The organism is Pseudomonas sp. CFBP 8770 (assembly GCF_014841705.1).
Classification (GTDB): domain Bacteria; phylum Pseudomonadota; class Gammaproteobacteria; order Pseudomonadales; family Pseudomonadaceae; genus Aquipseudomonas.
On the sequence record NZ_JACYUL010000004.1, the window covers coordinates 461178 to 486973 of the forward strand.

The following is a 25796-nucleotide window of genomic DNA, read 5'->3' on the forward strand; positions in this document are numbered from 1 at the left end:
CGAAATGCCGTCCAAGTCGCTCGTTCTGCTCGCTCTCTTCAGCCTGCTCGCTGCCTGCAGCAGTGATGCGCCCAAGCCGGTGGCCACCGTCGCCCCGCCCGCAGCGGCACCCGTCATCAAGGCGCCCGTGGAACTTGGGCCATTGCCCGCCTACCAGCGCCAGCTCAGCGGCAACCTGATCGGCGTACCCGCCGGCGCCGAAGTCGAGATGGCGCTGTTGGTGATCGATTCCCGCGGTCGGCCGCAGAAACTGCTGTCCAGCGCCAAGCAGCGGGGCACCGGCCAACCCCTGCCCTTCCAGCTGCGCTTTGCCGCCGAAGCCTTCCCGGCCGGTTCGCGGGTCGAGCTGCGCGCCCGCGCCAGCCAGTCGGGGCAGTTGATCCTGCACCTGCCTGCCGTGCAGATCAACCAGCCCACCACCCAGCTGCTGGGCAACCTGGAAATGACCAAGGCCCCCTGACACGGCCTGCCTACGCCCACCACCGGGCCAAACGAGCGGCGGTGGTGGGCCCGATTCGAATCCCTTATAGTCCACCGAAACGTTGATCCTCGAGATTCACATGAGTCAAGAAACCCCGTACATCATCGACGTTACTACGGCCAGCTTCGACCAGGCCGTCATTGAGGAATCCTTTACCCGGCCCGTGCTGGTGGATTTCTGGGCCGAATGGTGCGCCCCCTGCAAAGTGCTGATGCCTTTGCTGCAACAGATTGCCGAGGGCTACGCAGGCGAGCTGGTTCTGGCCAAAGTCGACTGCGAGGCCGAACCCGACATCGTTGGCCGCTTCGGCATTCGCAGCCTGCCCACCGTGGTGTTGTTCAAGGATGGTCAGCCGGTGGATGGCTTCGCTGGCGCACAACCTGAGTCGGCCATCCGCGCCCTGCTCGAACCGCATGTGCAGATGCCACCGCCGGCGGCGGCCGATCCACTGGAACTGGCACAGGCCCTGTTCAGCGAGAGCCGCTTCGGCGAAGCCGAGCAGACCTTGAAGGGGCTGCTGGCCGAAGACAATGCCAATCCAGGCGCGTTGATCCTGTTCGCTCGCTGCCTGGCCGAACGCGGCGAGCTGGACGAAGCGCAACAGGTGCTCGATGCCGTGAGTGGTGACGAACACAAGGCGGCCCTGGCCGGTGCCAAGGCGCAGCTGACGTTCCTGCGTCAGGCCAAGGCCCTGCCCGATGCGGCCGACCTCAAGGCGCGCCTGGCCCGTGACCCTGGCGACGACGAAGCGGCGTATCAGCTGTGCGTCCAGCAGCTGTCGCGCCAGCATTACGAAGCAGCGCTCGACGGCCTGCTACAGCTGTTCACGCGCAATCGCAGTTACGGCGAAGGGCTGCCGCACAAGACGTTGCTGCAGGTGTTCGAACTGCTCGGCAACGATCACCCGCTGGTGACCATCTACCGCCGCAAGCTGTTCGCCGCGCTGTACTGACGGACTGCGGCAGGCCCCGGCGCAAGACGTGGCCTGCCGCACCGCTAGCCGACCCAGCAATACACCGGTGCATCCGCCCCGGCTTCCACCTTCACCTGCGGGCTATGGCGCAAACGCACCAGCATCCGCTTGCCAGCCGCCACGTCCCCCACCAGTGCCTGAACCTGATCCAGCAACGCTGGGCCCTCTATCCTTCCTGCCTGTTCCAGCAGCAACAGCACGCTGCGCCACACGCCGTTGTCCTCGGCCCTGGCCTTGCTCTGCGCAGGCGGCGTTGCCGCCGTTGTCGCGCTTTCGGATGCTGTCGCGAAGGGACCGGTCAGGTGCGCCCAGTCCTGAGCGTCCATTTCTATGGCCAGGTCTACCGGCAGGTTGCCTACGGTGCCTTTGATTCTGATCATGCGGATGCCCTTTCATAACGAGGCATCGTTGTAGCAGCGCCCCACCGGTGAAGCAATCCCGCCTTTGACTTCACGACGCCTGCACGCATTGCTGAAGCGAACATGAATCTTTACGGACGCATGGTAACCGGATGTAAATTTGTTATAACATTGCGTTTTACCCAGACCACGAGATTTCCCCAATGCGCCGTGTCATGCTTGTTCTACCCTTCGCCCTGCTGCCATTCGTCGTTCATGCCCACGAAGAAGGCCATGAACATGAGCATGAACATGAGCACGGCAGCCTCGGCGCCCACGAACATGGCGTGGCCCGCCTGGACGCCGCACTGGATGGTCAGTCACTTGAACTGGAACTGCAAAGCCCGGCCATGAACCTGGTCGGCTTCGAGCATGCCGCCAGCAGCGATGCCGACAAGGCCAAGGTCGCCGCGGCACGCAAGACTTTGGAGCAACCGCTGGTGCTGTTCGGCTTGCCCGCCGCAGCCAACTGCAAGGTCACCGAGCAGAAGCTGGAAAGCCCGTTGTTCGGCGACAAGGCTGACCACGAGCACGACGCCGCAGAAGCCAAGCAAGGTGAAGAGCATCACCACGAGCACAGCGAGATTCATGCGCACTACCATTTCACCTGCGCTTCGCCACAGGCCCTGGAACACCTGGACCTGGCGCGCTTGTTCAGCACCTTTCCCGCCACCCAGAAAATTCAGGTACAACTGATCGGCCCGTCCGGCCAGCAGGGTACGGACCTCACCCCCAAGCAAAGCAGCCTGAAATTCTGACCCATGAGCGATGCATTGATCGAGCTGGCCGAACTGGGCTTTGCCTGGCCCGGCCAAGCGATGTTGCTGGACATCCCCGCGTTCCGCCTGGAGCGTGGGGAAACCCTGTTCCTGAAGGGCCCCAGCGGCAGTGGCAAGACCACCCTGCTCGGCCTGCTCGGCGGCGTGCACACGCCGCAGCGCGGCAGCGTTCACTTGCTCGGGCAGAACCTGAGCGAGTTGAGCTTTGCCGCCCGTGACCGGTTTCGCGTCGAGCACACGGGCTACATCTTCCAGCAGTTCAATCTGCTGCCGTTCCTGTCGGTGCGCGCGAACGTGGAGCTGCCCTGCCGCTTCTCTCGCCGCCGTACCGCGCGTGCCGAGCAGCGCCATGGCAGTGTCGCCCAGGCTGCCACGCAACTGCTGGCACACCTTGGCCTGACCGATCCGGCGCTGCTCCAACGCCGTGCCGACACCCTCTCCATCGGTCAGCAGCAACGCGTGGCAGCAGCCCGCGCGCTGATCGGCCAACCCGAACTGGTGATCGCCGACGAGCCGACCTCGGCACTGGACAGCGACGCCCGCGAAGCTTTCATCCAACTGCTGTTCGCCGAATGCCGCGCCGCCGGCTCGAGCCTGCTGTTCGTCAGCCACGATCAAAGCCTGGCACCCCTGTTCGACCGCCACCTGTCCCTGGCCGAACTCAATCATGCAGCACGTCCTGCCTCACCCGAGGTGCCTTGATGTACCTGCTTCGTCTTGCCCTGGCCAGCTTGGCCAACCGCCGCTTCACCGCATTCCTGACCGCCTTCGCCATTGCCCTGTCGGTGTGCCTGCTGCTGGCCGTGGAGCGTGTGCGCCACGAAGCCCGTGCCAGCTTCGCCAGCACGGTCAGCGGTACCGACCTGATCGTCGGCGCGCGCTCCGGCTCGGTCAACCTGCTGCTTTACTCGGTGTTCCGCATCGGCAACGCCACCAACAACATCCGCTGGGACAGTTTCGAGCATTACGCCAACAACCCGCAGGTCAAGTGGGCCATCCCCATCTCGTTGGGTGACTCGCACCGCGGCTACCGGGTCATGGGCACCAACCAGAGCTATTTCGAACACTATCAGTACGGCCGCCGGCAGTCGCTGCAGGTAGTCCAGGGCCGTGCCTTCCAGACCGACCCGTTCGAGGTGGTGCTTGGCGCGCAGGTCGCCGATGCCCTGCACTACAAGCTGGGCGACAAACTGGTGCTGGCCCACGGCGTGGCGGCGATCAGCCTGGTCAAGCACGACGACAAACCGTTCACCGTCGTCGGCATCCTCGCCCGCACCGGTACGCCGGTCGATCGCACGCTGCACATCAGCCTGGGCGGCATGGAAGCCATCCATGTCGACTGGAAGAATGGCGTTCCGGCCCGCGGCGCCGGACGCATCAGCGCCGACCAGGCGCGCAACATGGACCTCACACCCAGCGCCATCACCGCGTTCATGGTCGGCCTGAACAGCAAGATCGCCACCTTCGCCCTGCAGCGCGACATCAACGACTTTCGCGGCGAACCGTTGATGGCGATCCTGCCGGGCGTGGCCCTGCAAGAACTGTGGAGCCTGATGGGCACTGCAGAACAGGCGTTGTTCGTGATCTCCGTATTCGTCGTCCTGACCGGCCTGATCGGCATGCTCACGGCCATCGTCACCAGCCTCAACGAACGCCGCCGCGAGATGGCCATCCTGCGCTCGGTCGGCGCCCGCCCCTGGCACATCGCGGGCCTGCTGATTCTCGAAGCCTTCGCCCTGGCACTGGTCGGAATCCTCGCGGGCATGGCATTGTTGTACCTGGGCATTGCCTGCGCGCAGGGCTACGTGCAGTCCAACTACGGCCTGTTCCTGCCGCTGAGCCTGCCCAGCGCCTATGAATGGTCGCTGCTGGGGATCATTCTCGCGGCCGCGGTGGTCATGGGCGCAATCCCGGCCTGGCGCGCCTACCGGCAATCCCTGGCCGACGGCCTGTCGATCCACCTGTGAGGATTTCACCTATGTTGCGCGCGGTATTGGCCCTGTTGCTGCTGACCAGCGTGTCGCTGTCCGCAGCCGAGCTCAAGGAAGTCAGCTGGGAGGCGCTGATCCCGCCAGATGCGCCCCGGCTGGCCCCGCAGATGACACCCATGCACGACCTGGCGCAAATGGGCACCGCGCTGGCCGAAGCCGGCCCTGCAGCCCACCAGCAGGCGCCCGATGCGCCGGTGGTCCAGGCACTGGACGGCCAGCAACTGCGCATCCCTGGCTACATCGTACCGCTGGAGGTCAACGAAGCCGGCCGGACCACCGAGTTTCTCCTGGTGCCCTATTTCGGCGCCTGCATCCATGTACCGCCGCCGCCGTCCAATCAGATCGTGCACGTCACCAGCGCCGTCGGGGTCAAGGTCGAAGAGCTCTACCAGCCCTACTGGATCGAGGGGCCCATGCAGGTCAAGGCCAGCACCAGCGACCTGGCGCAGGCCGGTTACCAGATGGCCGCGGCAAAAATCTACGCCTACGAGCTTCCCGACTGAGCCAATGACTTTTCATTGAGCCAGATCAAAAAACCGCAGCGCCGCACTGACTACCATTGGGCGAATGTCCTTCGCATTCCCCAATGGAGCCCCCATGAACAAGTCCTTGCTCGGCGCCTCACTGATTGCCCTGGCGCTGGCAACCACGCAGGCCCAGGCACACCAGGCCGGCGATATGATCATTCGCGCCGGCGCCGCGACCACCGCCCCCAATGAAGACAGTGGCCAGCTCAAACTGGACGGCGTCAAGGTCGAAGGCACCAAGGCCACCCTTGACAGCGACACGCAGCTGGGCCTGGCGTTCGCCTACATGCTCACCGACCACGTCGGCATCGAGCTGCTGGCGGCCACTCCGTTCCAGCACACCGTGGGCGTGCGCGGGGTCAGCGCCGCCACCGGTATCGGCGGGCTCGACGGCAAACTGGCAGACGTCAAGCAACTGCCTCCCACCCTGTCATTGCAGTACTACCCATTGGCGCCCACCTCGCGCTTCCAGCCCTATGCCGGCGTCGGCATCAATTACACCTTGTTCTACGACGAAGATCTGAGTGGTGCGCGCAAGCAACAGGGCTTCAACAACCTGAAGATTCAGGATTCGGTCGGCATCGCCGGGCAATTGGGATTTGACTACATGGTGGGCGAGCACATGATGCTCAACGCGTCGGTCTGGTACGTCGACATCGACACCAAGGCCAGCGTCGACGGCCCTACGGCGTTGGGCGTCGGCCGCACCAAGGTCGACCTGGAAGTCGATCCGTGGGTGTACATGGTGGGTGTAGGCTACAAGTTCTAGGCAACGACCCTGCCGCCAGCCCTGCCCCACCGGTACGGGAACGGCCTGGCGAAAGTGGGGCGGCCTACAGCCCCAGGAGGCGCCGCAACCCTTCTTCCAGCGGCGTCACCGGACCCAGCTCGAAGCGTTCCAGCAGCAAGGCGTTGTCGGCGCGCGAGTGACGGATATCGCCCCCCCGCGCCGGCCCATGGCTCACTGCCGGCAAACCACCCAGTACTGCATCCAACCCTGCCAGCAACTGATTCAGCGAAGTTGCCTGGTTCAACCCTACGTTCACCGCCCCCGGTTGCACGGTGGCCTGCTGCAACCCCTGCATCAGCAAGGTCACCAGGTCACCGACATAGAAGAAATCGCGGGTCTGCTCGCCATCGCCGAACAGGCTGATCGGCTGCCCACGCTGGGCGCGCTCGCTGAAAATACTGATGACGCCAGAATACGGCGAGGAAGGATCCTGCCTCGGCCCGTAGATATTGAAGAAGCGAAACACCACCGGTTCCAGCCCATGCTCGCGGCGGTAGAAGTCCAGATAGTACTCACTGGCCAGCTTGTCCGATGCATAGGGCGTCAAGGGTGCCTTGGGCGTGCTCTCGCCGACCGCTTCACCTTCGCCATTGTTGCCATACACCGCAGCGCTGGAAGCGAACAGCACACGCTTGACCCCCGCCAGACGCATCGCTTCGCACAGGTTCAAGGTGCCGATGAAGTTGCTCTGGTGAGTCTTCACCGGATCGTCGACCGAAGCCTGCACCGAAGCGACTGCGGCCAGGTGCACCACCGCCTTGCAGCCGCTTACCATCTTTGCCAACAGGGTTGCGTCGGCAACATCGCCTTCGATCAGCTCCAGCCTGGCGTTTTCCATCGGCAGGTTGCTGCGCTTGCCTGTGGACAAGTCATCGAGCACCCGCACCGAGTGACCTTCGGCCAGCAACGCATCGACCAGGTGCGAGCCAATGAAACCGGCACCGCCGGTGATCAGAATGGGTGTATCAGCCATGTCGGTAGTATCTGTCCAGAAGGCTCGGCAGCCCCGAACGCCAGGCGCGCGGCTTGATACCGAAGGTGTGCAGGATTTTCTTGCAAGCCAGCACGGCGTGCTGCGGTTCTTCCCCGGCATCGGGCCGCGCGGCGTGGGCCTGAGCAGTGGGCGCATCGATCGCCAGCGCATGCATCGTCTTGGCTTCGCTGATGATTGCCTGGCCAAGGGCCAGGGCTGTGGTCGCCTCGTTGCCGGCGTAATGGTAGGTACCCCACAGCGGCGCTTCGCAGTCCAGCTGCTTGAGCACTGAGAGGATCACCCGCGCGGCGTCGTCCACCGGCGTCGGATTGCCGCGTCGGTCATCGGCCAGTGGCAACGGTTGCGGCAGCTCGGCACGCTGCAGATAGCGACCCAGTACGCCGTCGGCGCTGTCGTCCAGCAGCCAGCCAAACCGCAACAGCACGTGCCGCGGACACGCCGCGCGCACGCTCTGCTCGATGCGCCACAACGCCTGGCCTCGAAGCCCGAGTGGCACCGGCTCGTCCTTTTCGCTGTAGGCAGTGGCCCGCGAGCCATCGAATACACGATAGCTGGACGGCTGCAAAAGCACGATCTGGTGCTGCTGGCAGCGTTCGGCCAAACGCTCCACCGCGATTTCTTGTTGGTCCAGGCGCGCTTGGCTCACTGCATCGGCCTGAAACCAGTCGAAGTAGTACGCCAGGTTGATCAGCGCATCGGGGCGGGTTTCATCGAGCAGATCGGTGAGGCTCGCCCCATCCCAACCGTTTTCCGGCGGACGCGGGGCCAGGAAGCCGATGCCCTCTTCCGCTCCGAGGCGAATCAGCGCTTGTCCTAGGGCATTCCCACCGCCCAACAGCATAAGGCGCATTCGCATAGAGTCAGCAGGTCCGTTCAAATTGGCAGTTCAGATTAACCGCAGGCGCGTGGTCGACGACAAAACCTTCGCCCGCACTCGAATCGAACAGCCATTTTGCGTTTTTCTGACGCTGACGTCACGCGCTATCAAAAAGAGGGTTGGTGACAGGGCCGCAGCCTCAGCCCGGCACGGCCTGCGCAGGCAATCGTTGCCCCAGCAAACGACGCCCCAGCTTCTGCCCGTTGACCTCGATCAAGTGGTAGGTGATGAAGGAAATCCCGGTCACGGCCAGCAAGACCAGACCCACCATCAGGTTGTTGAGCCACGGATAACCGCTGTCCAGATAACGGAAATCTCCGAACACCGGCGCCAGCGGCAAGCCGGTCTTCTTCTCCAACACCATGAACAGCAGGATCAACACACTCAAAATGATCACATGGGTCAGGTAGATCGAGTAGGACAGTCGCCCCAGCAGCTCGAACACACGCGTCTTCAGCACGTTGGAAACGATCCCGGCATCGAACGCATACAACGTCACCGTCAGACAGAACAGAGCGCTGGCCAGCATGGCCTTGTTCGGAGCGTCGCTGCTCAGGGTCCACACAATCAAACCACCCGCCAGAATTTCCAGCAGCGAGGCCACGCCAAACCCCGGCTGCACCCGCTGGCGCAACGCCTCGAACACCTTGTAGCACAACGCCCCGGCGAAGAAGCACGCCAGCCCCTTGTAGGCCAGCGCGGTGAACGGCCCTGCCCCGCTGTACAGCATCGCCATGGAGACGATGACGATCCCGGCCCAGACCAGCACCCGACGCGCCGACGTGCACAGCACCACCGCGGCGAAAATCAAATACATGTAGTACTCGATGCTGATGCTCCAGGACGGATAGTTGAACGACATGTTTTCCGTCCACGGCGTCCACGCCTGGATCAACAGCAAGTTGGGCACGATCTGCGAAGGCGCATACATACCGGTGAACGGCTCCTTGTTGAAGTTGACCCCCTGCTGCGCGGCGCCCCACTTCACGAACTCGAAGACGATGAACGCCCCCAGCAGGCAGACGTGCAGTGGCGCCAGACGAAAGGTGCGCAGAATGAAGAATCGACGCAGGTCCAGATCGTGCCGCGCGCCGTAGGCATGAGTGATCACGAACCCGCTGAGCACGAAGAAGAAGTCGACGAACAGATCGGCACTGCGAAAAAACGCCAGCTCCGTTACGCTGCCGACCACGTGCAGGTGATACAGCACGACGGCCAACGCGCAGATACCGCGAAGACTGTCGAGCGCGTGAAAGCGTTGACCTGAAGCCATGACGTGATTCCGTTCGAAGGGTGTATCGGCTGCAGGCAGTGCGCTTCAGGTAACGAAGCGTGGGCAACAGGGCCGCGAAGTTGGAAAAATCTTAGTGAAGCGGCGGGGCCAGGGCAAGGTAATACGCGATGCATATATTTATATTTTGCCGCTGTGAAAACAGCTGAAAAACTGGCGTCAAAGCCGCTTTGCAAGGCCTGTTCGAAGCAGCACCCTCGCCTGCTTTTTGGCGAGCGGCAAAAAGCCCCGGTGCCGGGTGGCAGCGGGGCTTTTTCAGGTCATACGGGCAGTGCAGCTATACTCTAGAACGGAATATCATCATCAAAGCTGTCAAAATCCGGAGCCGGCTGCTGCGCTGGCTGCTGCTGCGCCGGCGGAGCCGAACGCTGCTGAGGTGCCGACTGCTGTGGACGCGGGGCCTGCTGACGCGGAGCCGGTGCCGACTGCTGGTAGTTGTTGCCACCGCCGCCCTGCTGGTCGTTGTTCTGCGGACGGCCGCCCAACAGCTGCATGGTGCCCTGCATGTCGACGATGATCTCGGTGGTGTAGCGCTTGATACCGTCCTTTTCCCACTCGCGGGTCTGCAGCTTGCCTTCGATGTACACCTGCGAGCCCTTGCGCAGGTACTCACCGGCGATCTCCGCAACCTTGCCGAACATCGACACACGGTGCCACTCGGTGCGCTCGACCTTCTGGCCGCTCTGCTTGTCGGTCCACTGCTCGCTGGTGGCCAGGCTCAGGTTGGTGACCGCATTGCCGTTGGGCAGGAAACGGACCTCAGGATCCTGACCGCAAGTACCCACCAGAATGACTTTGTTAACCCCACGGGCCATAACGTTCTCCTAGGCTTCGCACGCTGTCGGCGCTGGGTTGACCAGGCGCTCGAGGGCGGTGCGATCCAAAATTTCTTTGTCCAATTTGATATAGATGGCGGCCTCTTCTGCCACCACCACCGCATCTGTTACACCGGGCACGGCTTTCAACCGCTCGGCCAATCCCGTCTCGCGCATCGCTTGGGGCGAAAGCGGCAAGCGCAGACTGGTCACGTAGGGTGGTTCGCGCATAGTAACAGCTATGGCCAGCCACAGGGCGCACAGCGCCGCGCATCCGATGAAGACCACGCCCAGGCCGCCCTGCTGAAACAACCAACCACCAAGAATGCCACCCAGGGCCGACCCCAGGAACTGGCTGGTGGAATACACCCCCATCGCCGTGCCCTTGCCGCCGGCTGGCGAAACCTTGCTGATCAACGAAGGCAGCGACGCCTCCAGCAGGTTGAACGCCGTGAAGAACACCACCGTGCCAATGACCAGCGCCCTCAGGCTGTCGCCGAACGCCCAGAAGAACACCTCCACCAGCATCAAGGTCGCCACCGCGCCCAGCAGAACACGCTTCATCTTGCGCTTCTTTTCGCCGTAGATGATGAACGGAATCATTGCGAAAAAAGATACCACCAGGGCGGTCAGGTACACCCACCAATGCTGTTCCTTGGGCAACCCGGCGCGCTCAACCAGCGCCAGGGGCAAGGCAACGAAGCTTGCCATCAGGATCGAATGAAGCACGAAGATGCCCAGGTCCAGGCGCAGCAGATCGGGATGCTTGAGGGTGGCCAGCATCTCGCTGCGGGTTACGCCCGACTCGCGATGAAGGGTATGCGCCGTGGCCTTGGGCACCACAAAGGCCACCAGCAGGATGCCGACCAAGGCCAGCGCACCGGTCGCCAGGAACAGGCCATGCAGGCCAAAGGCGCGGGTCAGCAGTGGCCCTACCACCATCGCCACCGCGAACGACACGCCAATGCTCATGCCGATCATGGCCATCGCCTTGGTGCGGTTCTGTTCGCGGGTCAGGTCCGATAGCAGGGCCATGACCGCCGCCGATATCGCCCCGGCGCCCTGCAGAACGCGTCCAGCGATCACGCCCCAGATGGAATCGGACTGGGCCGCGACCACGCTGCCGATGGCGAAGATCACCAGACCGCCGTAGATCACCGGACGACGGCCGATCCGGTCGGAGATGACCCCGAAAGGAATCTGCAGGAATGCCTGGGTCAGGCCATAGGCGCCGATCGCCAGACCGATCAGGGCCGGGGTGGCGCCCGCCAGGTCCATGCCATAGGTCGCCAGCACTGGCAGGACCATGAACATGCCCAGCATGCGGAAAGCGAACACCAGGGCCAACCCGCTGGCTGCGCGGGTTTCACCGCTGCTCATACGTTCGCTGTGGGGATCGTGCATAGATAAACCTCGTGTGAACCGGTGACGATTCTACCAGTCCCACCCAGTAACGGCACAGACGGCGACGCTATGACGCGCCTTCTTCATCTTTGCGCGCACTCACCGTGCCGTGCCATTGACAAGCCCCGTATACTCACCTGTTTACGCCCGCCGCGCGAGGCCGCCTTGGACAAGATTCTGGTACGTGGGGCTCGAACCCACAATTTGAAAAACATCGACCTAACCCTGCCCCGTGACAAACTGATCGTGATCACCGGGCTGTCGGGTTCAGGCAAATCCTCCCTGGCTTTCGACACCCTCTACGCCGAAGGCCAACGCCGCTACGTCGAATCGCTGTCTGCCTACGCTCGGCAGTTCCTGTCGATGATGGAGAAGCCCGACGTCGACACCATCGAAGGTCTGTCGCCGGCCATCTCCATCGAGCAGAAGTCGACATCGCACAACCCGCGCTCCACCGTCGGCACCATCACCGAGATCTACGACTACCTGCGCCTGCTGTACGCCCGCGTGGGCACGCCGCGCTGCCCGGATCACGACATTCCGCTGGAAGCGCAGACCGTCAGCCAGATGGTCGACCTCGTCCTGGCGCAGCCCGAAGGCGCCCGCCTCATGCTGCTGGCCCCGGTCATCCGCGAACGCAAAGGCGAGCACCTGGCCATTTTCGAAGAGCTGCGCGCGCAGGGTTTCGTCCGCGCGCGCATCAACGGCAAGCTCTACGAAATGGACGAGCTGCCCAAGCTCGACAAGCAGAAGAAGCACACCATCGAAGTCGTGGTGGACCGCTTCAAGGTCCGTGCCGACCTGCAACAGCGTCTGGCCGAATCGTTCGAGACGGCGTTGAAGCTGGCCGATGGCATCGCCCTTGTGGCGTCGATGGACGACGAACCGTTCGAAGAGATCATCTTCTCCGCACGCTTTGCCTGCCCGATCTGCGGCCACGCGATCAGCGAACTGGAACCCAAGCTGTTCTCCTTCAACAACCCGGCCGGCGCCTGCCCGACCTGCGATGGCCTGGGCGTGAAACAGTTTTTCGACAACAAGCGCTTGGTGAATGGCGAACTGACCCTGGCCGAGGGCGCGATCCGCGGCTGGGACCGGCGTAACGTCTACTATTTCCAGATGCTCGGCTCGCTCGCCAGCCATTATCAGTTCAGCCTCGACGTGCCGTTCAACGAGCTGCCGGCCGACCAGCAGAAAGTCATCCTCACCGGCAGCGGCACCCACAACGTCGACTTCCGCTACCTGAATGACCGGGGCGATATCGTCAAACGTTCGCACCCGTTCGAAGGCATCGTGCCCAACCTCGAACGCCGCTATCGCGAAACCGAATCGGCCAGTGTCCGTGAAGAGCTCGCCAAGTTTCTCAGCACCCAGCCCTGCCCGGACTGCCGCGGCACGCGTCTGCGCCGCGAGGCTCGGCATGTATGGGTAGGCGAGAAAACCTTGCCCGCCGTTACAGGCCTGCCGATCGGCGACGCCACCGAGTACTTCGGCACCCTCGCCCTGACCGGGCGCAAGGGCGAAATCGCCGACAAGATTCTCAAGGAAATCCGCGAGCGCCTGCAGTTTCTGGTTAACGTCGGCCTGGACTACCTGACCCTGGACCGCAGTGCCGACACCCTGTCCGGCGGCGAAGCCCAGCGTATCCGCCTGGCCAGCCAGATCGGCGCGGGCCTGGTCGGCGTCATGTACATCCTCGACGAGCCCTCCATCGGCCTGCACCAGCGGGACAACGATCGGTTGCTGGGAACCCTCAAGCACCTGCGCGACATCGGCAATACCGTCATCGTCGTCGAGCATGACGAAGACGCCATTCGCCTTGCCGACTACGTGGTGGACATCGGCCCCGGCGCCGGCGTGCATGGCGGCCATATCGTCGCTCAGGGTACCGCGCAGGAGGTCATGGACCATCCCGACTCGCTGACCGGCAAGTACCTGTCCGGCCGCGTGAAGATCGCCGTGCCAGCCAAGCGCACGCCGCGCAACAAGAAGCTATCCCTGACGCTCAAGGGCGCTCGCGGCAACAATCTGCGCAATGTCGATCTGGAGATCCCGATCGGCTTGCTGACCTGCGTCACCGGCGTGTCAGGCTCTGGCAAGTCGACCCTGATCAACAACACCCTGTTCCCGCTCAGCGCCACCGCCCTCAATGGTGCAACCACGCTGGAAGCCTCGGCGCATGACAGCATCAATGGCTTGCAGCACCTGGACAAAGTGGTCGACATCGACCAGAGCCCGATCGGACGCACGCCGCGCTCGAACCCTGCCACCTACACCGGACTGTTCACGCCGATCCGCGAACTGTTCGCTGGGGTGCCGGAATCGCGCTCACGCGGTTACGGCCCCGGTCGGTTCTCGTTCAACGTCAAGGGCGGTCGCTGCGAGGCCTGCCAGGGTGACGGCTTGATCAAGGTGGAGATGCACTTTCTGCCCGACATCTATGTGCCCTGCGACGTCTGCAAGAGCAAGCGCTACAACCGCGAGACCCTGGAGATCAAGTACAAGGGCAAGAACATCCACGAGACCCTCGAGATGACCATCGAGGAGGCTCGCGAGTTCTTCGATGCGGTACCGGCACTGGCGCGCAAGCTTCAGACGCTCATGGATGTAGGCCTGTCTTACATCAAGCTGGGGCAGTCGGCGACCACCTTGTCCGGTGGTGAAGCACAGCGGGTCAAGCTGTCACGCGAGCTGTCCAAGCGCGACACCGGCAAGACCCTCTACATCCTCGACGAACCCACCACTGGCCTGCACTTCGCCGATATCCAGCAGTTGCTCGACGTGCTCCATCGCCTGCGCGACCATGGCAACACCGTCGTGGTGATCGAGCACAACCTCGATGTCATCAAGACTGCAGACTGGCTGGTCGACCTGGGTCCGGAGGGCGGCTCGAAAGGCGGCCAGATCATCGCCGTAGGCACACCGGAGCAGGTTGCCGAAATGAAGCAGTCCTACACCGGCCACTACCTCAAACCGCTGCTCGAACGCGACAAAGCCTGAAACCAAAAAGCCCCGCACAAGCGGGGCTTTTTCATTGCAGACAAACCCACCACAGCAACCCTGAATCACACCAGCCCTGCAGAACCACACCAAACCTTGTAGCAGCGGCGCAAGCCGCGTCAACAGTCACCGCAGCAACCGTGAATCACCCGCGCCCCTGTAGCAGCGGCGCAAGCCGCGTCGGCGGCCAGCACCATAACCCTGCAGAATCACCGCGCATCCCGCGTGGGCTTGAACCACTGCTACGATGAGATCAAAACTGCGACTGCAGGTAATTCTCCAAGCCAATGGACTTGATCAACCCCTGCTGCTTCTCCAGCCAGTACGTATGATCTTCCTCGGTATCCGCCAACTGCACCCGCAGTATGTCGCGAGTCACGAAGTCGCTGTGTCGCTCGCACAATTCGATACCCTTGCACAATGCCGCGCGCACTTTGTATTCCAGGCGCAGATCGGCAGCGATCATGCTCGGGACATCCGTACCGACTTCAAGGTCGTCCGGACGCATGCGCGGCGTGCCTTCAAGCATCAGGATGCGACGCATCAAGGCATCGGCATGGCCTGCTTCTTCTTCCATCTCATGATTGATGCGCTCGAAGAGCTTGGCGAAGCCCCAGTCCTCGTACATCCGCGAGTGGATGAAATACTGATCACGGGCAGCCAGCTCGCCTGTGAGCAAAGTATTGAGGTAATCGATTACGTCCGGGTGGCCTTGCATCGCCGTATATCTCCTAGCAGAAAGGCATAGTTTGAACCAAGGTCGCGGATACGTCACGGCCTGCAGTGCATAAATACGCTAAAAAGCAGAGAAAAAGCGACGAAATAAAGCGAAAAACCGCCCAGATGAGGGCGGTTCTTCTTATCACTTAGGTTCAGCCCAGCTGAATGCCCAATGCCTTTGCGATGCCGTTACCGTAGGCTTCGTCGGCACGGTAGAAGTGCTGCAACTGACGCTCCACCACATCTGCGCTGACACCCATCATCGCACCCGCAATGTTGTCGATCAGCAATGCCTGCTGCTCGGCGCTCATCAAGCGGAACAGAGCACCGGCCTGGCTGTAGTAATCGGCGTCTACGCGATGATCGAAGCGATCCGCGTCACCGTGCAGAGCCAGGGCCGGCTCGCGATACTGAGGCGCCTGCTTGGGCGCATCGGCGTAGCTGTTGGGCTCGTAGTTAGGTGCAGCGCCGCCGTTGCTGCCAAAGGCCATCGAACCATCGCGCTGGTACGAATGAACCGGGCTGCGGGGTGCGTTCACCGGCAGCTGCTGATGATTGGTCCCAACACGATAGCGGTGGGCATCGGCATACGCGAACACACGGCCTTGCAGCATGCGGTCGGGCGACAGCCCTACGCCGGGCACCATGTTGCTCGGGCCAAACGTCGCTTGCTCCACTTCGGCAAAGTAGTTCAGCGGATTACGGTTCAGCTCCAACATGCCCACTTCGATCAACGGAAACTCTTTCTGCGACCAGGTCTTGGTCACGTCGAACGGGTTTTCGTGGTGACGGTTCGCCTGATCCTCACTCATGATCTGCATGCATACACGCCACTTGGGGAAATCCCCACGCTCGATCGCATCGAACAGATCGCGCTGCGCATAATCCGGGTCGGTGCCGGCGATACGGGCCGCGTCGGCTGGAGCAAGGTTCTTGATGCCCTGAGCCGTCTTGTAGTGCCACTTGACCCAGTGCCGCTCACCCTTGGCATTGATCAGGCTGTAGGTGTGGCTACCGAAGCCGTGCATGTGACGATAGCCGTCCGGAATGCCGCGGTCGGAGAACAGAATGGTCACCTGGTGCAACGCTTCGGGCGAATGGGACCAGAAGTCCCACATCATCTGCGCGCTCTTCAGGTTGCTTTGAGGCAAACGCTTCTGGGTGTGGATGAAATCAGGAAACTTCATCGGGTCGCGAATGAAGAACACAGGCGTGTTATTGCCTACGATGTCCCAGTTGCCTTCCTCGGTGTAGAACTTGAGCGCAAAACCACGCGGATCTCGCTCGGTATCGGCTGAGCCGCGCTCGCCACCTACTGTGGAAAATCGCAGGAAGGTTTCGGTCTGCTTGCCTACGGTACTGAACAGCTTGGCAATGGAGTACTCCGAGATGTCACGGGTTACCGTAAAGGTACCGTATGCGCCCGAGCCCTTTGCATGAACACGGCGCTCGGGAATATTCTCGCGGTTGAAATGCGCAAGCTTCTCGATCAGATGGAAATCGTCCAGCAGCAAAGGACCACGCGGCCCCGCAGAACGGGAATTCTGGTTGTCGGCGACCGGCGCGCCGCTAGCGGTGGTGAGGATTTTGCTCTGGCTCATGGACGATGTTCCTTGGTAAGGCTTGCTGTATAGGCGCCGACTTCAGCGGCTTGGAGCAAGTATCCAAAAAACACCCTCATTCGACTAATGGGCAAATCTTCTCTACCTGATAGATTTTGACTAATCAGCAGGCATAAAAAAACCGGACCTAAGTCCGGTTTTTCCAGAACAGACTGTTCGTCTTATTCAGCAGCTTCAACCGAGCCACCAACAGGACGATCAACCAGCTCGACGTACGCCATAGGTGCGTTATCGCCAGTACGGAAGCCGCACTTGAGGATACGCAGGTAACCGCCCTGACGGGTGGCGTAGCGCTTGCCCAGATCGTTGAACAGCTTACCAACCATTTCTTTCGAGCGAGTACGGTCGAAAGCAAGACGGCGGTTTGCAACGCTGTCTACCTTGGCCAGGGTGATCAGCGGCTCGGCAACGCGGCGCAGTTCCTTGGCTTTTGGCAGGGTAGTCTTGATCAGCTCGTGCTCGAACAGCGACACCGCCATGTTCTGAAACATGGCCTTGCGGTGCGAGCTGGTACGGCTCAGGTGACGTCCACTTTTACGATGACGCATGGTTCATTCCTTACCAAACACTACGTTCGGTGATTACGACGATCAGGCAGTCGCCTTGTCGTCCTTCTTAAGACTTGCAGGCGGCCAGTTGTCGAGGCGCATGCCGAGGGACAGACCGCGGGAGGCCAGAACGTCCTTGATTTCGGTCAAGGATTTCTTGCCCAGGTTCGGAGTCTTCAACAGTTCTACTTCGGTACGCTGAATCAGGTCGCCGATGTAGTAAATGTTTTCCGCCTTAAGGCAGTTAGCCGAACGTACAGTCAGTTCCAGATCGTCAACCGGGCGAAGCAGGATCGGATCGATCTCGTCTTCTTGCTCGATTACCACAGGTTCACTGTCACCTTTGAGGTCGACGAACGCAGCCAACTGCTGTTGCAGAATGGTTGCAGCGCGACGGATGGCCTCTTCAGGATCCAGGGTACCGTTGGTTTCCAGATCAATAACCAGCTTGTCCAGGTTGGTGCGCTGCTCGACACGGGCGTTTTCCACCACGTATGCGATACGACGTACCGGGCTGAACGAAGAGTCAAGCTGCAAGCGACCAATGCTGCGGCTTTCGTCTTCATCGCTTTGACGCGAGTCGGCCGGTTCATAACCACGACCACGAGCTACGACGAGCTTCATGTTCAGGGCGCCGTTAGACGCCAGGTTAGCGATTACGTGATCGGGATTAACGATCTCGACATCATGATCCAGCTGAATATCGGCAGCGGTAACCACCCCCGAACCCTTTTTCGACAAGGTCAGCGTAACTTCGTCACGACCGTGCAGCTTGATAGCCAGGCCTTTCAGGTTCAACAGGATTTCAATGACGTCTTCCTGTACACCTTCGATGGCGCTGTACTCATGGAGTACACCGTCAATCTCGGCCTCGACTACTGCGCAGCCGGGCATTGAGGACAACAGGATGCGTCGCAGCGCGTTGCCCAGGGTATGGCCGAAACCACGCTCGAGAGGCTCGAGGGTGATTTTGGCGCGGGTTGGACTGACGACCTGCACATCAATGTGGCGGGGCGTCAGGAACTCATTTACCGAAATCTGCATGGATGCACCTATTTTCTAGCCCTTACTTGGAGTAGAGCTCGACAATCAGGCTTTCGTTGATGTCGGCGGACAGATCACTGCGAGCAGGAACGTTCTTGAAAACGCCCGACTTCTTCTCAGTGTCTACTTCTACCCATTCTACGCGGCCACGTTGGGCACACAGATCGAGAGCTTGGACAATGCGAAGCTGGTTTTTAGCTTTCTCGCGAATCGCGACCACGTCACCAGCACGAACCTGGTACGACGGAACGTTAACGGTCTTGCCGTTGACGCTGACCGACTTGTGCGATACCAACTGACGGGATTCGGCACGAGTCGAGCCGAAGCCCATACGGTATACGACGTTGTCCAGACGGCATTCGAGCAGTTGCAGCAGGTTCTCGCCGGTTGCGCCTTTCTTGCCGGCAGCTTCCTTGTAGTAACCGCTGAACTGACGCTCGAGAACGCCATAGATACGACGGACTTTCTGCTTTTCACGCAGCTGGGTGCCGTAGTCGGACTGGCGGCCACGGCGCTGACCGTGGATACCTGGGGCTGCTTCGATATTGCACTTCGATTCCAGGGCGCGAACGCCGCTTTTCAGGAACAGGTCAGTGCCTTCACGACGAGCCAGTTTGCATTTTGGACCAATGTAACGAGCCATTATCTATCGTCTCCTGAATTACACGCGGCGCTTCTTCGGCGGACGGCACCCGTTATGCGGGATTGGCGTCACGTCGGTGATGCTGGCGATCTTATAGCCACAGCCGTTCAAAGCACGGACAGCGGACTCACGACCTGGACCTGGACCCTTGACGTTGACGTCGAGGTTCTTCAGGCCATATTCCAGCGCAGCTTGACCAGCACGCTCTGCAGCCACCTGGGCAGCGAACGGGGTGGACTTGCGTGAACCGCGGAAACCCGAACCGCCGGAGGTGGCCCAGGACAGGGCGTTACCTTGACGATCGGTAATGGTCACGATGGTGTTGTTGAAAGACGCGTGGATGTGGGCGATGCCATCAACCACTGTCTTTTTTACTTTTTTACGAGGACGAGCAGCAGGTTTTGCCATGACTAGATTCCTGTCGATTCGCTGGTGCGATTACTTGCGGATCGGCTTACGCGGACCTTTACGGGTACGCGCGTTGGTCTTGGTACGCTGACCGCGTACTGGCAGACCACGACGATGACGAAGACCGCGATAGCAGCCCAGATCCATCAAGCGCTTGATTTTCATGTTGATTTCGCGGCGCAGATCACCTTCGGTGGTGAACTTCGCCACTTCGCCACGCAGCTGTTCAATCTGCTCGTCGCTCAGATCCTTGATCCGTGCGGCTGGGTTGACCCCAGTGTCTGCACAGATTTTCTGTGCAGTAGTGCGACCAACACCATAGATGTAGGTCAGCGAGATAACAGTGTGCTTGTTATCTGGAATGTTAACGCCTGCAATACGGGCCATTCAGTGGGACTCCAATTGACAGCTACCTACGCCCCGGAAGCCAAGAAATAGGGCGCGAGATAATATCGCTGTAATAACAAATAATCAACCCGGCAGCGCACTAGCTGCCGGGCTTGTAGCACATCACAGTCAGCCTTGGCGCTGTTTGTGACGCGGCTCTGCGCTGCAAATGACTCGAACGACGCCTTCGCGACGAATGATTTTGCAGTTACGGCACAGCTTTTTCACCGATGCACGAACTTTCATTGCCAACTCCTCGAACCTTAAGGGACTGTCAGCGCAGCAGACCGCTGCCACCGTAGCCTTTCAGGTTGGCTTTCTTCATCAGGGATTCGTACTGGTGCGAAACGAGGTGCGATTGTACTTGGGACATAAAGTCCATCACAACCACTACCACAATCAGCAACGAGGTCCCGCCAAGGTAGAACGGAACGTTTGCAGCCACCACCAGGAACTGTGGAAGCAAGCAGACGCACATCATGTACAGGGCACCGAACATGGTCAAACGAGTCAGAACGCCATCAATGTAGCGTGCCGACTGCTCGCCTGGACGAATACCCGGAATAAAGGCACCGGACTTCTTCAGGTTTTCCGCCACGTCTTTCGGATTGAACATCAACGCCGTATAGAAGAAGCAGAAGAAAATGATCCCTGCACTAAACAGCAGAATGTTCAACGGCTGACCAGGAGCGATCGACTGCGAGACGTCCTGCAGCCAGCCCATACCTTCGGACTGACCGAACCAGGAGCCCAGCGAAGCCGGGAACAGCAAGATGCTGCTCGCGAAAATGGCAGGAATCACACCGGCCATGTTCACTTTCAGCGGCAAGTGGCTCGTCTGCGCAGCGAAGACCTTGCGGCCCTGCTGACGCTTGGCATAGTGAACGGCTATTCGCCGCTGACCACGCTCGATGAACACCACGAAACCGATAATCGCTACCGCCAGCAGACCGATCGCAACCAGCGCAAAGATGTTGATATCGCCCTGACGCGCAGACTCGAAAGACTGCCCGATCGCTCTCGGAAGACCAGCAACGATACCTGCGAAGATCAACATCGAGATACCGTTACCCACACCACGCTCAGTGATCTGCTCGCCCAGCCACATCATGAACATCGCGCCCGCCACGAAAGTGGAGACCGCCACGAAGTAGAAGCTGAAGCTTGCAGTGAACGCCACACCCTGGTTGGCCAGGCCGATCGACATGCCGATCGCCTGCACCAAAGCCAGGATGACGGTGCCATAGCGGGTGTACTGGCTGATCTTGCGACGGCCAGCTTCCCCTTCCTTCTTCAACTGCTCCAGTTGCGGGCTCACGGCGGTCATCAGCTGCATGATGATCGAGGCCGAAATGTACGGCATGATCCCCAGTGCAAAGATGCTCATCCGTTCCAGCGCGCCGCCGGAAAACATGTTGAACAAGCTAAGAATGGTCCCCTCATTCTGTCGAAACAGGTCTGCGAGTCGGTCAGGGTTGATACCTGGAACCGGGATGTGTGCGCCAATTCTGTAGACGATGATCGCCAGGAACAGAAAACGCAGACGAGCCCAGAGTTCAGACATACCGCCCTTGCCTAGCGCTGAGAGAGCACCTTGCTTAGCCATTTATTCCTCGAACTTGCCGCCAGCTGCTTCGATAGCCGCACGCGCACCTTTGGTGGCGGCGATACCCTTGATGGTCACAGCGCGAGTCACTTCGCCCGACAGCATGATTTTCACACGCTGTACGTTCTGGTTGATCACGTTGGCATCCTTCAGGGACTGCACGGAGACGATGTCGCCTTCCACTCGGGCCAGCTCGGACAGACGCACTTCTGCGCGGTCCATGGCTTTCAGGGAAACGAAACCGAACTTCGGCAGGCGACGGTGCAGCGGCTGTTGGCCGCCTTCAAAGCCTGGAGCGATGGTGCCACCGGAGCGGGAGGTCTGACCTTTGTGGCCGCGGCCACCGGTCTTGCCCAAACCACTACCGATACCACGACCCGGGCGATGCTTTTCGCGACGCGAACCGGGAGCTGGACTCAGATCATTGAGTTTCATCGATTAACCCTCTACGCGAAGCATGTAGTAGGCCTTGTTGATCATCCCGCGATTCTCGGGAGTATCCTGGACTTCTACAGTGTGACCGATGCGACGCAGACCCAGACCCTTAACGCACAATTTGTGGTTAGGGATACGGCCGGTCATGCTTTTGATCAGCGTAACTTTTACAGTAGCCATGATCAGATGATCTCCTCAACGTTCAGACCGCGCTTGGCGGCGATGGACGACGGGGACTGCATGGCTTTCAGACCCTTGAACGTAGCGTGAACCACGTTGACGGGGTTGGTCGAGCCGTAGCATTTGGCCAGAACGTTCTGGACACCAGCGACTTCGAGAACGGCACGCATTGCGCCGCCAGCGATGATACCGGTACCTTCCGAAGCAGGCTGCATGTACACCTTCGAAGCGCCGTGTGCGGACTTCATGGCGTACTGCAAGGTGGTCCCGTTCAGGTCCACTTGAATCATGTTGCGACGAGCTGCTTCCATAGCTTTCTGGATTGCAGCAGGCACTTCACGAGACTTGCCACGGCCGAAGCCAACACGGCCCTTGCCATCACCTACCACGGTCAACGCGGTGAAGGTGAAGATACGACCGCCTTTGACGGTCTTGGCAACGCGGTTAACTTGAACCAGCTTCTCGATGTAGCCTTCGTCGCGCTTTTGGTCGTTATTTGACATAACTTAGAACTCCAGCCCAGCTTCACGAGCGCCATCGGCCAGCGCTTTTACGCGACCGTGGTACTTGAAGCCAGAGCGGTCGAAAGCCACCTGCGAGACGCCAGCGGCCTTAGCACGCGAAGCGACCAGCTGGCCAACCTTAGTGGCCGCGTCAATGTTGCCAGTGGCACCATCACGCAATTCTTTGTCCAAAGTCGAGGCGCTTGCCAAGACCTTGCTGCCGTCGGCCGAGATGACCTGGGCATAGATGTGCTGCGAAGAGCGGAACACGCAGAGACGCACGACTTCGAGTTCGTGCATTTTCAGGCGTGCTTTGCGAGCGCGACGCAGTCGAGTAACTTTTTTGTCGGTCATTTGCTATGCCCTACTTCTTCTTGGCTTCTTTACGGCGGACGACTTCGTCTGCGTAACGTACACCTTTGCCTTTGTAAGGCTCTGGCGGACGGAAATCGCGGATTTCAGCGGCCACTTGACCCACCAGCTGCTTGTCGATGCCCTTGATCAGGATATCGGTCTGGCTAGGAGTCTCAGCGGTGATGCCTTGCGGCAACTCGTAATCCACCGGATGAGAGAAGCCCAGCGACAGGTTCAGCACTGTGCCTTTTGCTTGTGCCTTGTAGCCAACACCGACCAGCTGGAGCTTGCGCTCGAAGCCTTGGCTTACGCCCTGGACCATGTTGTTGACCAAAGCGCGAGTGGTACCGGCCATTGCACGGGTCTGCTGATCGCCGTTCTTGGCAGCGAAACGCAGTTCGCCAGCCTCTTCAACGACTTCAACCGACGAGTGAACGTTCAGTTCCAGAGTGCCCTTGGCACCCTTCACCGAAAGCTGTTGGCCGGCGAATTTTACTTCGACACCAGCTGGCAGCTTAACGGGGTTCTTAGCGACGCGAGACATGCTTATCCCCCCTTAGAACACTGTGCAAAGTACTTCGCCGCCGACACCGGCAGCGCGCGCAGCACGATCCGTCATCACACCTTTGTTGGTGGAGACGATGGATACGCCGAGACCGCCACGAACTTTCGGCAGGTCATCAACGGATTTGTACTGACGCAGGCCTGGACGACTTACGCGTTTGACTTCCTCGATGACCGGACGGCCTTCGAAGTATTTCAGCTCGATGGAAAGCGACGGTTTTGCTTCGCTGCTTACCTGAAAACCCGCGATGTAACCTTCGTCCTTCAGAACTTTGGCCACAGCTACCTTCAACGTGGAAGATGGCATGCTTACGACGGGCTTTTCAGCCATCTGGGCATTACGGATTCGAGTTAGCATGTCCGCTAACGGGTCCTGCATACTCATGGGCTAGACGCTCCTGATACAAAAATAATTAGCCTTGCGGCTACAACGTCGCCGAGCGTTTGATCCGGTCCAAAAACCCGGGCTCAGGCGAGCCGGCAATTCTAGACGTACGGCAGAAATGAATCAAGCCCCATGAGGGGCTTGATTCAGTCGCCGTGACACCGGCGGTCGGTTGATTGCTCAATCGAGCGCAGGCATCTCGTCAGTCCGACTTACCAGCTGGCCTTGACCAGACCTGGTACGTCACCGCGCATGGCGGCCTGGCGCAGCATGTTACGGCCGAGGCCGAACTTGCGGTACACGCCATGTGGACGGCCAGTCAGGCGGCAGCGGTTACGCATGCGAGCGGCGCTCGCATCACGTGGCTGCTTCTGCAGGGCTACGGAAGCATTCCAGCGCTCTTCGTCACTTGCGTTCAGATTCACGATGATTGCTTTGAGCTCAGCACGCTTCTTGGCGTATTTAGCGACCGTCAGCTGACGCTTCAACTCACGGTTTTTCATGCTCTTCTTGGCCATTTTCCTACTCCAATCAGTTGCGGAACGGGAAGTTGAAGGCACGCAGCAAGGCGCGACCTTCTTCATCCGAACGAGCAGTGGTGGTCAGGGTAATGTCCAGACCGCGCAGAGCATCGATCTTGTCGTAATCGATTTCCGGGAAAATGATCTGCTCTTTCACGCCCATGCTGTAGTTGCCACGACCGTCGAAGGACTTGGCATTCAGGCCGCGGAAGTCGCGTACCCGAGGCAGGGAGATCGCCAGCAGGCGGTCCAGGAATTCGTACATCTTGTCGCGACGCAAGGTCACCTTGACACCGATCGGCCATCCTTCACGGACTTTGAAGCCCGCGATGGATTTGCGCGCGAAGGTCACAACGGCTTTCTGGCCGCAGATCTTCTCGATGTCGGCTACAGCGTGCTCGATGACTTTCTTGTCGCCGATCGCTTCGCCCAGACCCATGTTCAGGGTGATCTTGGTAACGCGCGGAACTTCCATCACGTTCGCAAGCTTGAGTTCTTCCTTAAGCTTGGGAGCGATTTCCTTCCGGTAAATCTCTTTCAGTCGTGCCATGGTCTTCTACCTAGCAGTGTTCAAGCATCAACCGCTTTTTGGGTCGACTTGAAGACACGAATTTTTTTGCCTTCTTCTACTTTGAAACCAACGCGGTCAGCCTTGTTGGTTTCGCCGTTGAAGATGGCGACGTTGGAAGCGTGCAGAGGCGCTTCTTTCTCGACGATACCGCCTTGTACGCCCGACATCGGGTTAGGCTTGGTATGACGCTTCACCAGGTTGATCCCACCAACGACCAGACGGTCGTCAGCGAGAACCTTGAGCACCTTACCGCGCTTGCCTTTGTCTTTGCCGGCGATCACGATGATCTCGTCGTCACGACGAATCTTTTGCATGTCGGATCTCCTTACAGCACTTCTGGGGCGAGCGAGACGATCTTCATGAACTTCTCGGAACGAAGCTCACGGGTCACTGGCCCAAAGATACGGGTGCCGATTGGCTCTTGCTTGTTGTTCAACAGAACAGCAGCGTTGCCATCGAAGCGGATGATGGAGCCGTCAGCACGACGAACGCCGTGACGAGTGCGGACTACAACAGCAGTCATCACTTGACCCTTCTTCACCTTGCCACGAGGAATTGCTTCCTTCACGGTCACCTTGATGATGTCGCCGATGCCAGCGTACCGGCGGTGCGAGCCGCCCAGTACCTTGATGCACATGACGCGACGAGCGCCGCTGTTATCGGCCACATCGAGCATGGATTGAGTCTGAATCATAGAATTTCTCCGACCCCTAGCCCTTAGACTTCAACAGCGCGTTCGAGAACGTCAACCAGTGCCCAGGACTTGGTCTTGGCCAGCGGACGGGTTTCACGAATAGTGACCTTGTCGCCGATCTTGCACTGGTTGGTTTCGTCGTGAGCGTGCAGCTTAGTCGAACGCTTAACGTATTTACCGTAGATCGGGTGCTTTACGCGACGCTCGATCAATACGGTGATGGTTTTGTCCATCTTGTCGCTGACCACACGGCCAGTCAGCGTACGGACGGTTTTTTCGGCTTCAGCCATG

At 60.1% G+C, this 25796-nt stretch carries 34 protein-coding genes; 8 read left to right on the forward strand and 26 right to left on the reverse strand.

Going from position 1 to position 25796, the window contains the following annotated elements; all coding sequences use genetic code 11:
- The first annotated feature begins 4 nt into the window (after positions 1 to 4).
- Together IFT98_RS11830 and trxA are read left to right on the forward strand one after the other, a co-directional pair.
- Positions 5 to 460, forward strand: a complete 456-nt coding sequence (locus IFT98_RS11830) for a YbaY family lipoprotein (protein WP_192048824.1) — start codon at positions 5 to 7, stop codon at positions 458 to 460.
- A gap of 100 nt (positions 461 to 560) precedes the next feature.
- Positions 561 to 1433: a thioredoxin gene (gene trxA, locus IFT98_RS11835; RefSeq protein WP_192048826.1), complete on the forward strand. Its 873-nt coding sequence runs from the start codon at positions 561 to 563 to the stop codon at positions 1431 to 1433.
- Between the two features lie 44 nt (positions 1434 to 1477).
- Here the strand turns inward: trxA and IFT98_RS11840 are convergent, their stop codons facing one another.
- Positions 1478 to 1834 (reverse strand): hypothetical protein, encoded by a 357-nt coding sequence (locus tag IFT98_RS11840; protein ID WP_192048827.1) that lies wholly within the window; start codon positions 1832 to 1834, stop codon positions 1478 to 1480.
- Positions 1835 to 2016: 182 nt separating this feature from the next.
- Here IFT98_RS11840 and IFT98_RS11845 point away from each other — a divergent pair, with 182 nt between their 5' ends.
- The 5 genes from IFT98_RS11845 to IFT98_RS11865 all read left to right on the forward strand — a co-directional run bounded on the left by IFT98_RS11845 (position 2017) and on the right by IFT98_RS11865 (position 5918).
- A complete protein-coding gene (locus IFT98_RS11845) occupies positions 2017 to 2610 on the forward strand; it encodes a DUF2796 domain-containing protein (protein WP_192048829.1) in 594 nt (197 codons plus the stop codon).
- Positions 2611 to 2613: 3 nt separating this feature from the next.
- Complete coding sequence (locus tag IFT98_RS11850; RefSeq protein ID WP_192048831.1) at positions 2614 to 3333, forward strand: ABC transporter ATP-binding protein; 720 nt, start codon at positions 2614 to 2616, stop codon at positions 3331 to 3333.
- Positions 3333 to 4598, forward strand: coding sequence for an ABC transporter permease (locus tag IFT98_RS11855; RefSeq protein ID WP_122714979.1), 1266 nt, complete (start codon positions 3333 to 3335; stop codon positions 4596 to 4598). Before IFT98_RS11850 ends, IFT98_RS11855 begins: the two co-directional genes overlap by 1 nt.
- An 11-nt stretch (positions 4599 to 4609) precedes the next feature.
- Positions 4610 to 5125, forward strand: coding sequence for a DUF3299 domain-containing protein (locus IFT98_RS11860; protein ID WP_192048833.1), 516 nt, complete (start codon positions 4610 to 4612; stop codon positions 5123 to 5125).
- 94 nt (positions 5126 to 5219) lie between these two features.
- A complete protein-coding gene (locus tag IFT98_RS11865) occupies positions 5220 to 5918 on the forward strand; it encodes an OmpW/AlkL family protein (protein WP_192048835.1) in 699 nt (232 codons plus the stop codon).
- Between the two features lie 64 nt (positions 5919 to 5982).
- Here the strand turns inward: IFT98_RS11865 and IFT98_RS11870 are convergent, their stop codons facing one another.
- The 5 genes from IFT98_RS11870 to IFT98_RS11890 all read right to left on the reverse strand — a co-directional run bounded on the left by IFT98_RS11870 (position 5983) and on the right by IFT98_RS11890 (position 11320).
- Positions 5983 to 6912, reverse strand: a complete 930-nt coding sequence (locus IFT98_RS11870) for an NAD-dependent epimerase/dehydratase family protein (protein WP_192048837.1) — start codon at positions 6910 to 6912, stop codon at positions 5983 to 5985.
- The gene (locus IFT98_RS11875; protein ID WP_122714975.1) at positions 6905 to 7789 is read right to left on the reverse strand and encodes a sugar nucleotide-binding protein; all 885 of its coding nucleotides are present in this window, start codon (positions 7787 to 7789) and stop codon (positions 6905 to 6907) included. Before IFT98_RS11875 ends, IFT98_RS11870 begins: the two co-directional genes overlap by 8 nt.
- Before the next feature lie 160 nt (positions 7790 to 7949).
- Complete coding sequence (locus tag IFT98_RS11880) at positions 7950 to 9083, reverse strand: acyltransferase family protein (protein ID WP_192048838.1); 1134 nt, start codon at positions 9081 to 9083, stop codon at positions 7950 to 7952.
- Positions 9084 to 9385: 302 nt separating this feature from the next.
- Positions 9386 to 9916, reverse strand: a complete 531-nt coding sequence (locus IFT98_RS11885; protein WP_122475629.1) for a single-stranded DNA-binding protein — start codon at positions 9914 to 9916, stop codon at positions 9386 to 9388.
- Between the two features lie 9 nt (positions 9917 to 9925).
- Complete coding sequence (locus IFT98_RS11890) at positions 9926 to 11320, reverse strand: MFS transporter (protein WP_192048840.1); 1395 nt, start codon at positions 11318 to 11320, stop codon at positions 9926 to 9928.
- Between the two features lie 165 nt (positions 11321 to 11485).
- On the opposite strand from IFT98_RS11890, the gene uvrA reads away from it, so the two are divergent.
- Positions 11486 to 14320, forward strand: coding sequence for an excinuclease ABC subunit UvrA (uvrA, locus tag IFT98_RS11895; protein WP_122795496.1), 2835 nt, complete (start codon positions 11486 to 11488; stop codon positions 14318 to 14320).
- Between the two features lie 253 nt (positions 14321 to 14573).
- Here uvrA and bfr read toward each other — a convergent pair whose 3' ends face one another.
- The 20 genes from bfr to rpsQ form a co-directional block, all read right to left on the reverse strand.
- On the reverse strand, positions 14574 to 15038 hold the full coding sequence (gene bfr, locus IFT98_RS11900; protein ID WP_122475635.1) for a bacterioferritin: 465 nt from the start codon (positions 15036 to 15038) through the stop codon (positions 14574 to 14576).
- 154 nt (positions 15039 to 15192) lie between these two features.
- Positions 15193 to 16641, reverse strand: coding sequence for a catalase (locus IFT98_RS11905; protein ID WP_192048842.1), 1449 nt, complete (start codon positions 16639 to 16641; stop codon positions 15193 to 15195).
- Positions 16642 to 16823: 182 nt separating this feature from the next.
- Complete coding sequence (gene rplQ / locus IFT98_RS11910; protein ID WP_122475639.1) at positions 16824 to 17210, reverse strand: 50S ribosomal protein L17; 387 nt, start codon at positions 17208 to 17210, stop codon at positions 16824 to 16826.
- 42 nt (positions 17211 to 17252) lie between these two features.
- Positions 17253 to 18254 carry a DNA-directed RNA polymerase subunit alpha gene (locus IFT98_RS11915; protein ID WP_007924176.1) on the reverse strand — a complete coding sequence of 334 codons (1002 nt, stop codon included), beginning with the start codon at positions 18252 to 18254 and terminating at the stop codon, positions 17253 to 17255.
- Positions 18255 to 18276: 22 nt separating this feature from the next.
- Entirely contained in the window at positions 18277 to 18897 is a 621-nt protein-coding gene (gene rpsD, locus IFT98_RS11920; protein ID WP_043192542.1) for a 30S ribosomal protein S4, read from the reverse strand.
- 18 nt (positions 18898 to 18915) lie between these two features.
- Entirely contained in the window at positions 18916 to 19305 is a 390-nt protein-coding gene (gene rpsK / locus IFT98_RS11925) for a 30S ribosomal protein S11 (RefSeq protein ID WP_002555466.1), read from the reverse strand.
- A gap of 30 nt (positions 19306 to 19335) precedes the next feature.
- Positions 19336 to 19692 carry a 30S ribosomal protein S13 gene (rpsM, locus tag IFT98_RS11930; RefSeq protein ID WP_043192541.1) on the reverse strand — a complete coding sequence of 119 codons (357 nt, stop codon included), beginning with the start codon at positions 19690 to 19692 and terminating at the stop codon, positions 19336 to 19338.
- Between the two features lie 129 nt (positions 19693 to 19821).
- Complete coding sequence (gene rpmJ, locus IFT98_RS11935; protein ID WP_002555468.1) at positions 19822 to 19938, reverse strand: 50S ribosomal protein L36; 117 nt, start codon at positions 19936 to 19938, stop codon at positions 19822 to 19824.
- A gap of 28 nt (positions 19939 to 19966) precedes the next feature.
- Positions 19967 to 21298 carry a preprotein translocase subunit SecY gene (gene secY / locus IFT98_RS11940; protein WP_043192540.1) on the reverse strand — a complete coding sequence of 444 codons (1332 nt, stop codon included), beginning with the start codon at positions 21296 to 21298 and terminating at the stop codon, positions 19967 to 19969.
- A complete protein-coding gene (gene rplO, locus IFT98_RS11945; RefSeq protein WP_122475641.1) occupies positions 21299 to 21733 on the reverse strand; it encodes a 50S ribosomal protein L15 in 435 nt (144 codons plus the stop codon). It lies immediately after the preceding gene.
- A 3-nt stretch (positions 21734 to 21736) separates the two neighbouring features.
- A complete protein-coding gene (rpmD, locus tag IFT98_RS11950) occupies positions 21737 to 21913 on the reverse strand; it encodes a 50S ribosomal protein L30 (protein ID WP_003176408.1) in 177 nt (58 codons plus the stop codon).
- Positions 21914 to 21915: 2 nt separating this feature from the next.
- On the reverse strand, positions 21916 to 22416 hold the full coding sequence (gene rpsE / locus IFT98_RS11955) for a 30S ribosomal protein S5 (RefSeq protein WP_043192537.1): 501 nt from the start codon (positions 22414 to 22416) through the stop codon (positions 21916 to 21918).
- A 3-nt stretch (positions 22417 to 22419) separates the two neighbouring features.
- A complete protein-coding gene (gene rplR / locus IFT98_RS11960) occupies positions 22420 to 22770 on the reverse strand; it encodes a 50S ribosomal protein L18 (protein WP_043192536.1) in 351 nt (116 codons plus the stop codon).
- 10 nt (positions 22771 to 22780) lie between these two features.
- Positions 22781 to 23314: a 50S ribosomal protein L6 gene (gene rplF, locus IFT98_RS11965; RefSeq protein ID WP_122475643.1), complete on the reverse strand. Its 534-nt coding sequence runs from the start codon at positions 23312 to 23314 to the stop codon at positions 22781 to 22783.
- 12 nt (positions 23315 to 23326) lie between these two features.
- Positions 23327 to 23719 carry a 30S ribosomal protein S8 gene (gene rpsH / locus IFT98_RS11970; RefSeq protein ID WP_122475645.1) on the reverse strand — a complete coding sequence of 131 codons (393 nt, stop codon included), beginning with the start codon at positions 23717 to 23719 and terminating at the stop codon, positions 23327 to 23329.
- Between the two features lie 212 nt (positions 23720 to 23931).
- Positions 23932 to 24237, reverse strand: coding sequence for a 30S ribosomal protein S14 (gene rpsN, locus IFT98_RS11975; RefSeq protein ID WP_043192533.1), 306 nt, complete (start codon positions 24235 to 24237; stop codon positions 23932 to 23934).
- Between the two features lie 13 nt (positions 24238 to 24250).
- On the reverse strand, positions 24251 to 24790 hold the full coding sequence (gene rplE, locus IFT98_RS11980) for a 50S ribosomal protein L5 (RefSeq protein WP_122475649.1): 540 nt from the start codon (positions 24788 to 24790) through the stop codon (positions 24251 to 24253).
- Positions 24791 to 24810: 20 nt separating this feature from the next.
- The gene (gene rplX, locus IFT98_RS11985; protein ID WP_008374158.1) at positions 24811 to 25125 is read right to left on the reverse strand and encodes a 50S ribosomal protein L24; all 315 of its coding nucleotides are present in this window, start codon (positions 25123 to 25125) and stop codon (positions 24811 to 24813) included.
- Between the two features lie 11 nt (positions 25126 to 25136).
- On the reverse strand, positions 25137 to 25505 hold the full coding sequence (gene rplN / locus IFT98_RS11990) for a 50S ribosomal protein L14 (RefSeq protein ID WP_003243907.1): 369 nt from the start codon (positions 25503 to 25505) through the stop codon (positions 25137 to 25139).
- A 23-nt stretch (positions 25506 to 25528) separates the two neighbouring features.
- Positions 25529 to 25795, reverse strand: a complete 267-nt coding sequence (gene rpsQ, locus IFT98_RS11995; RefSeq protein ID WP_043192528.1) for a 30S ribosomal protein S17 — start codon at positions 25793 to 25795, stop codon at positions 25529 to 25531.
- Position 25796 lies beyond the last annotated feature (1 nt).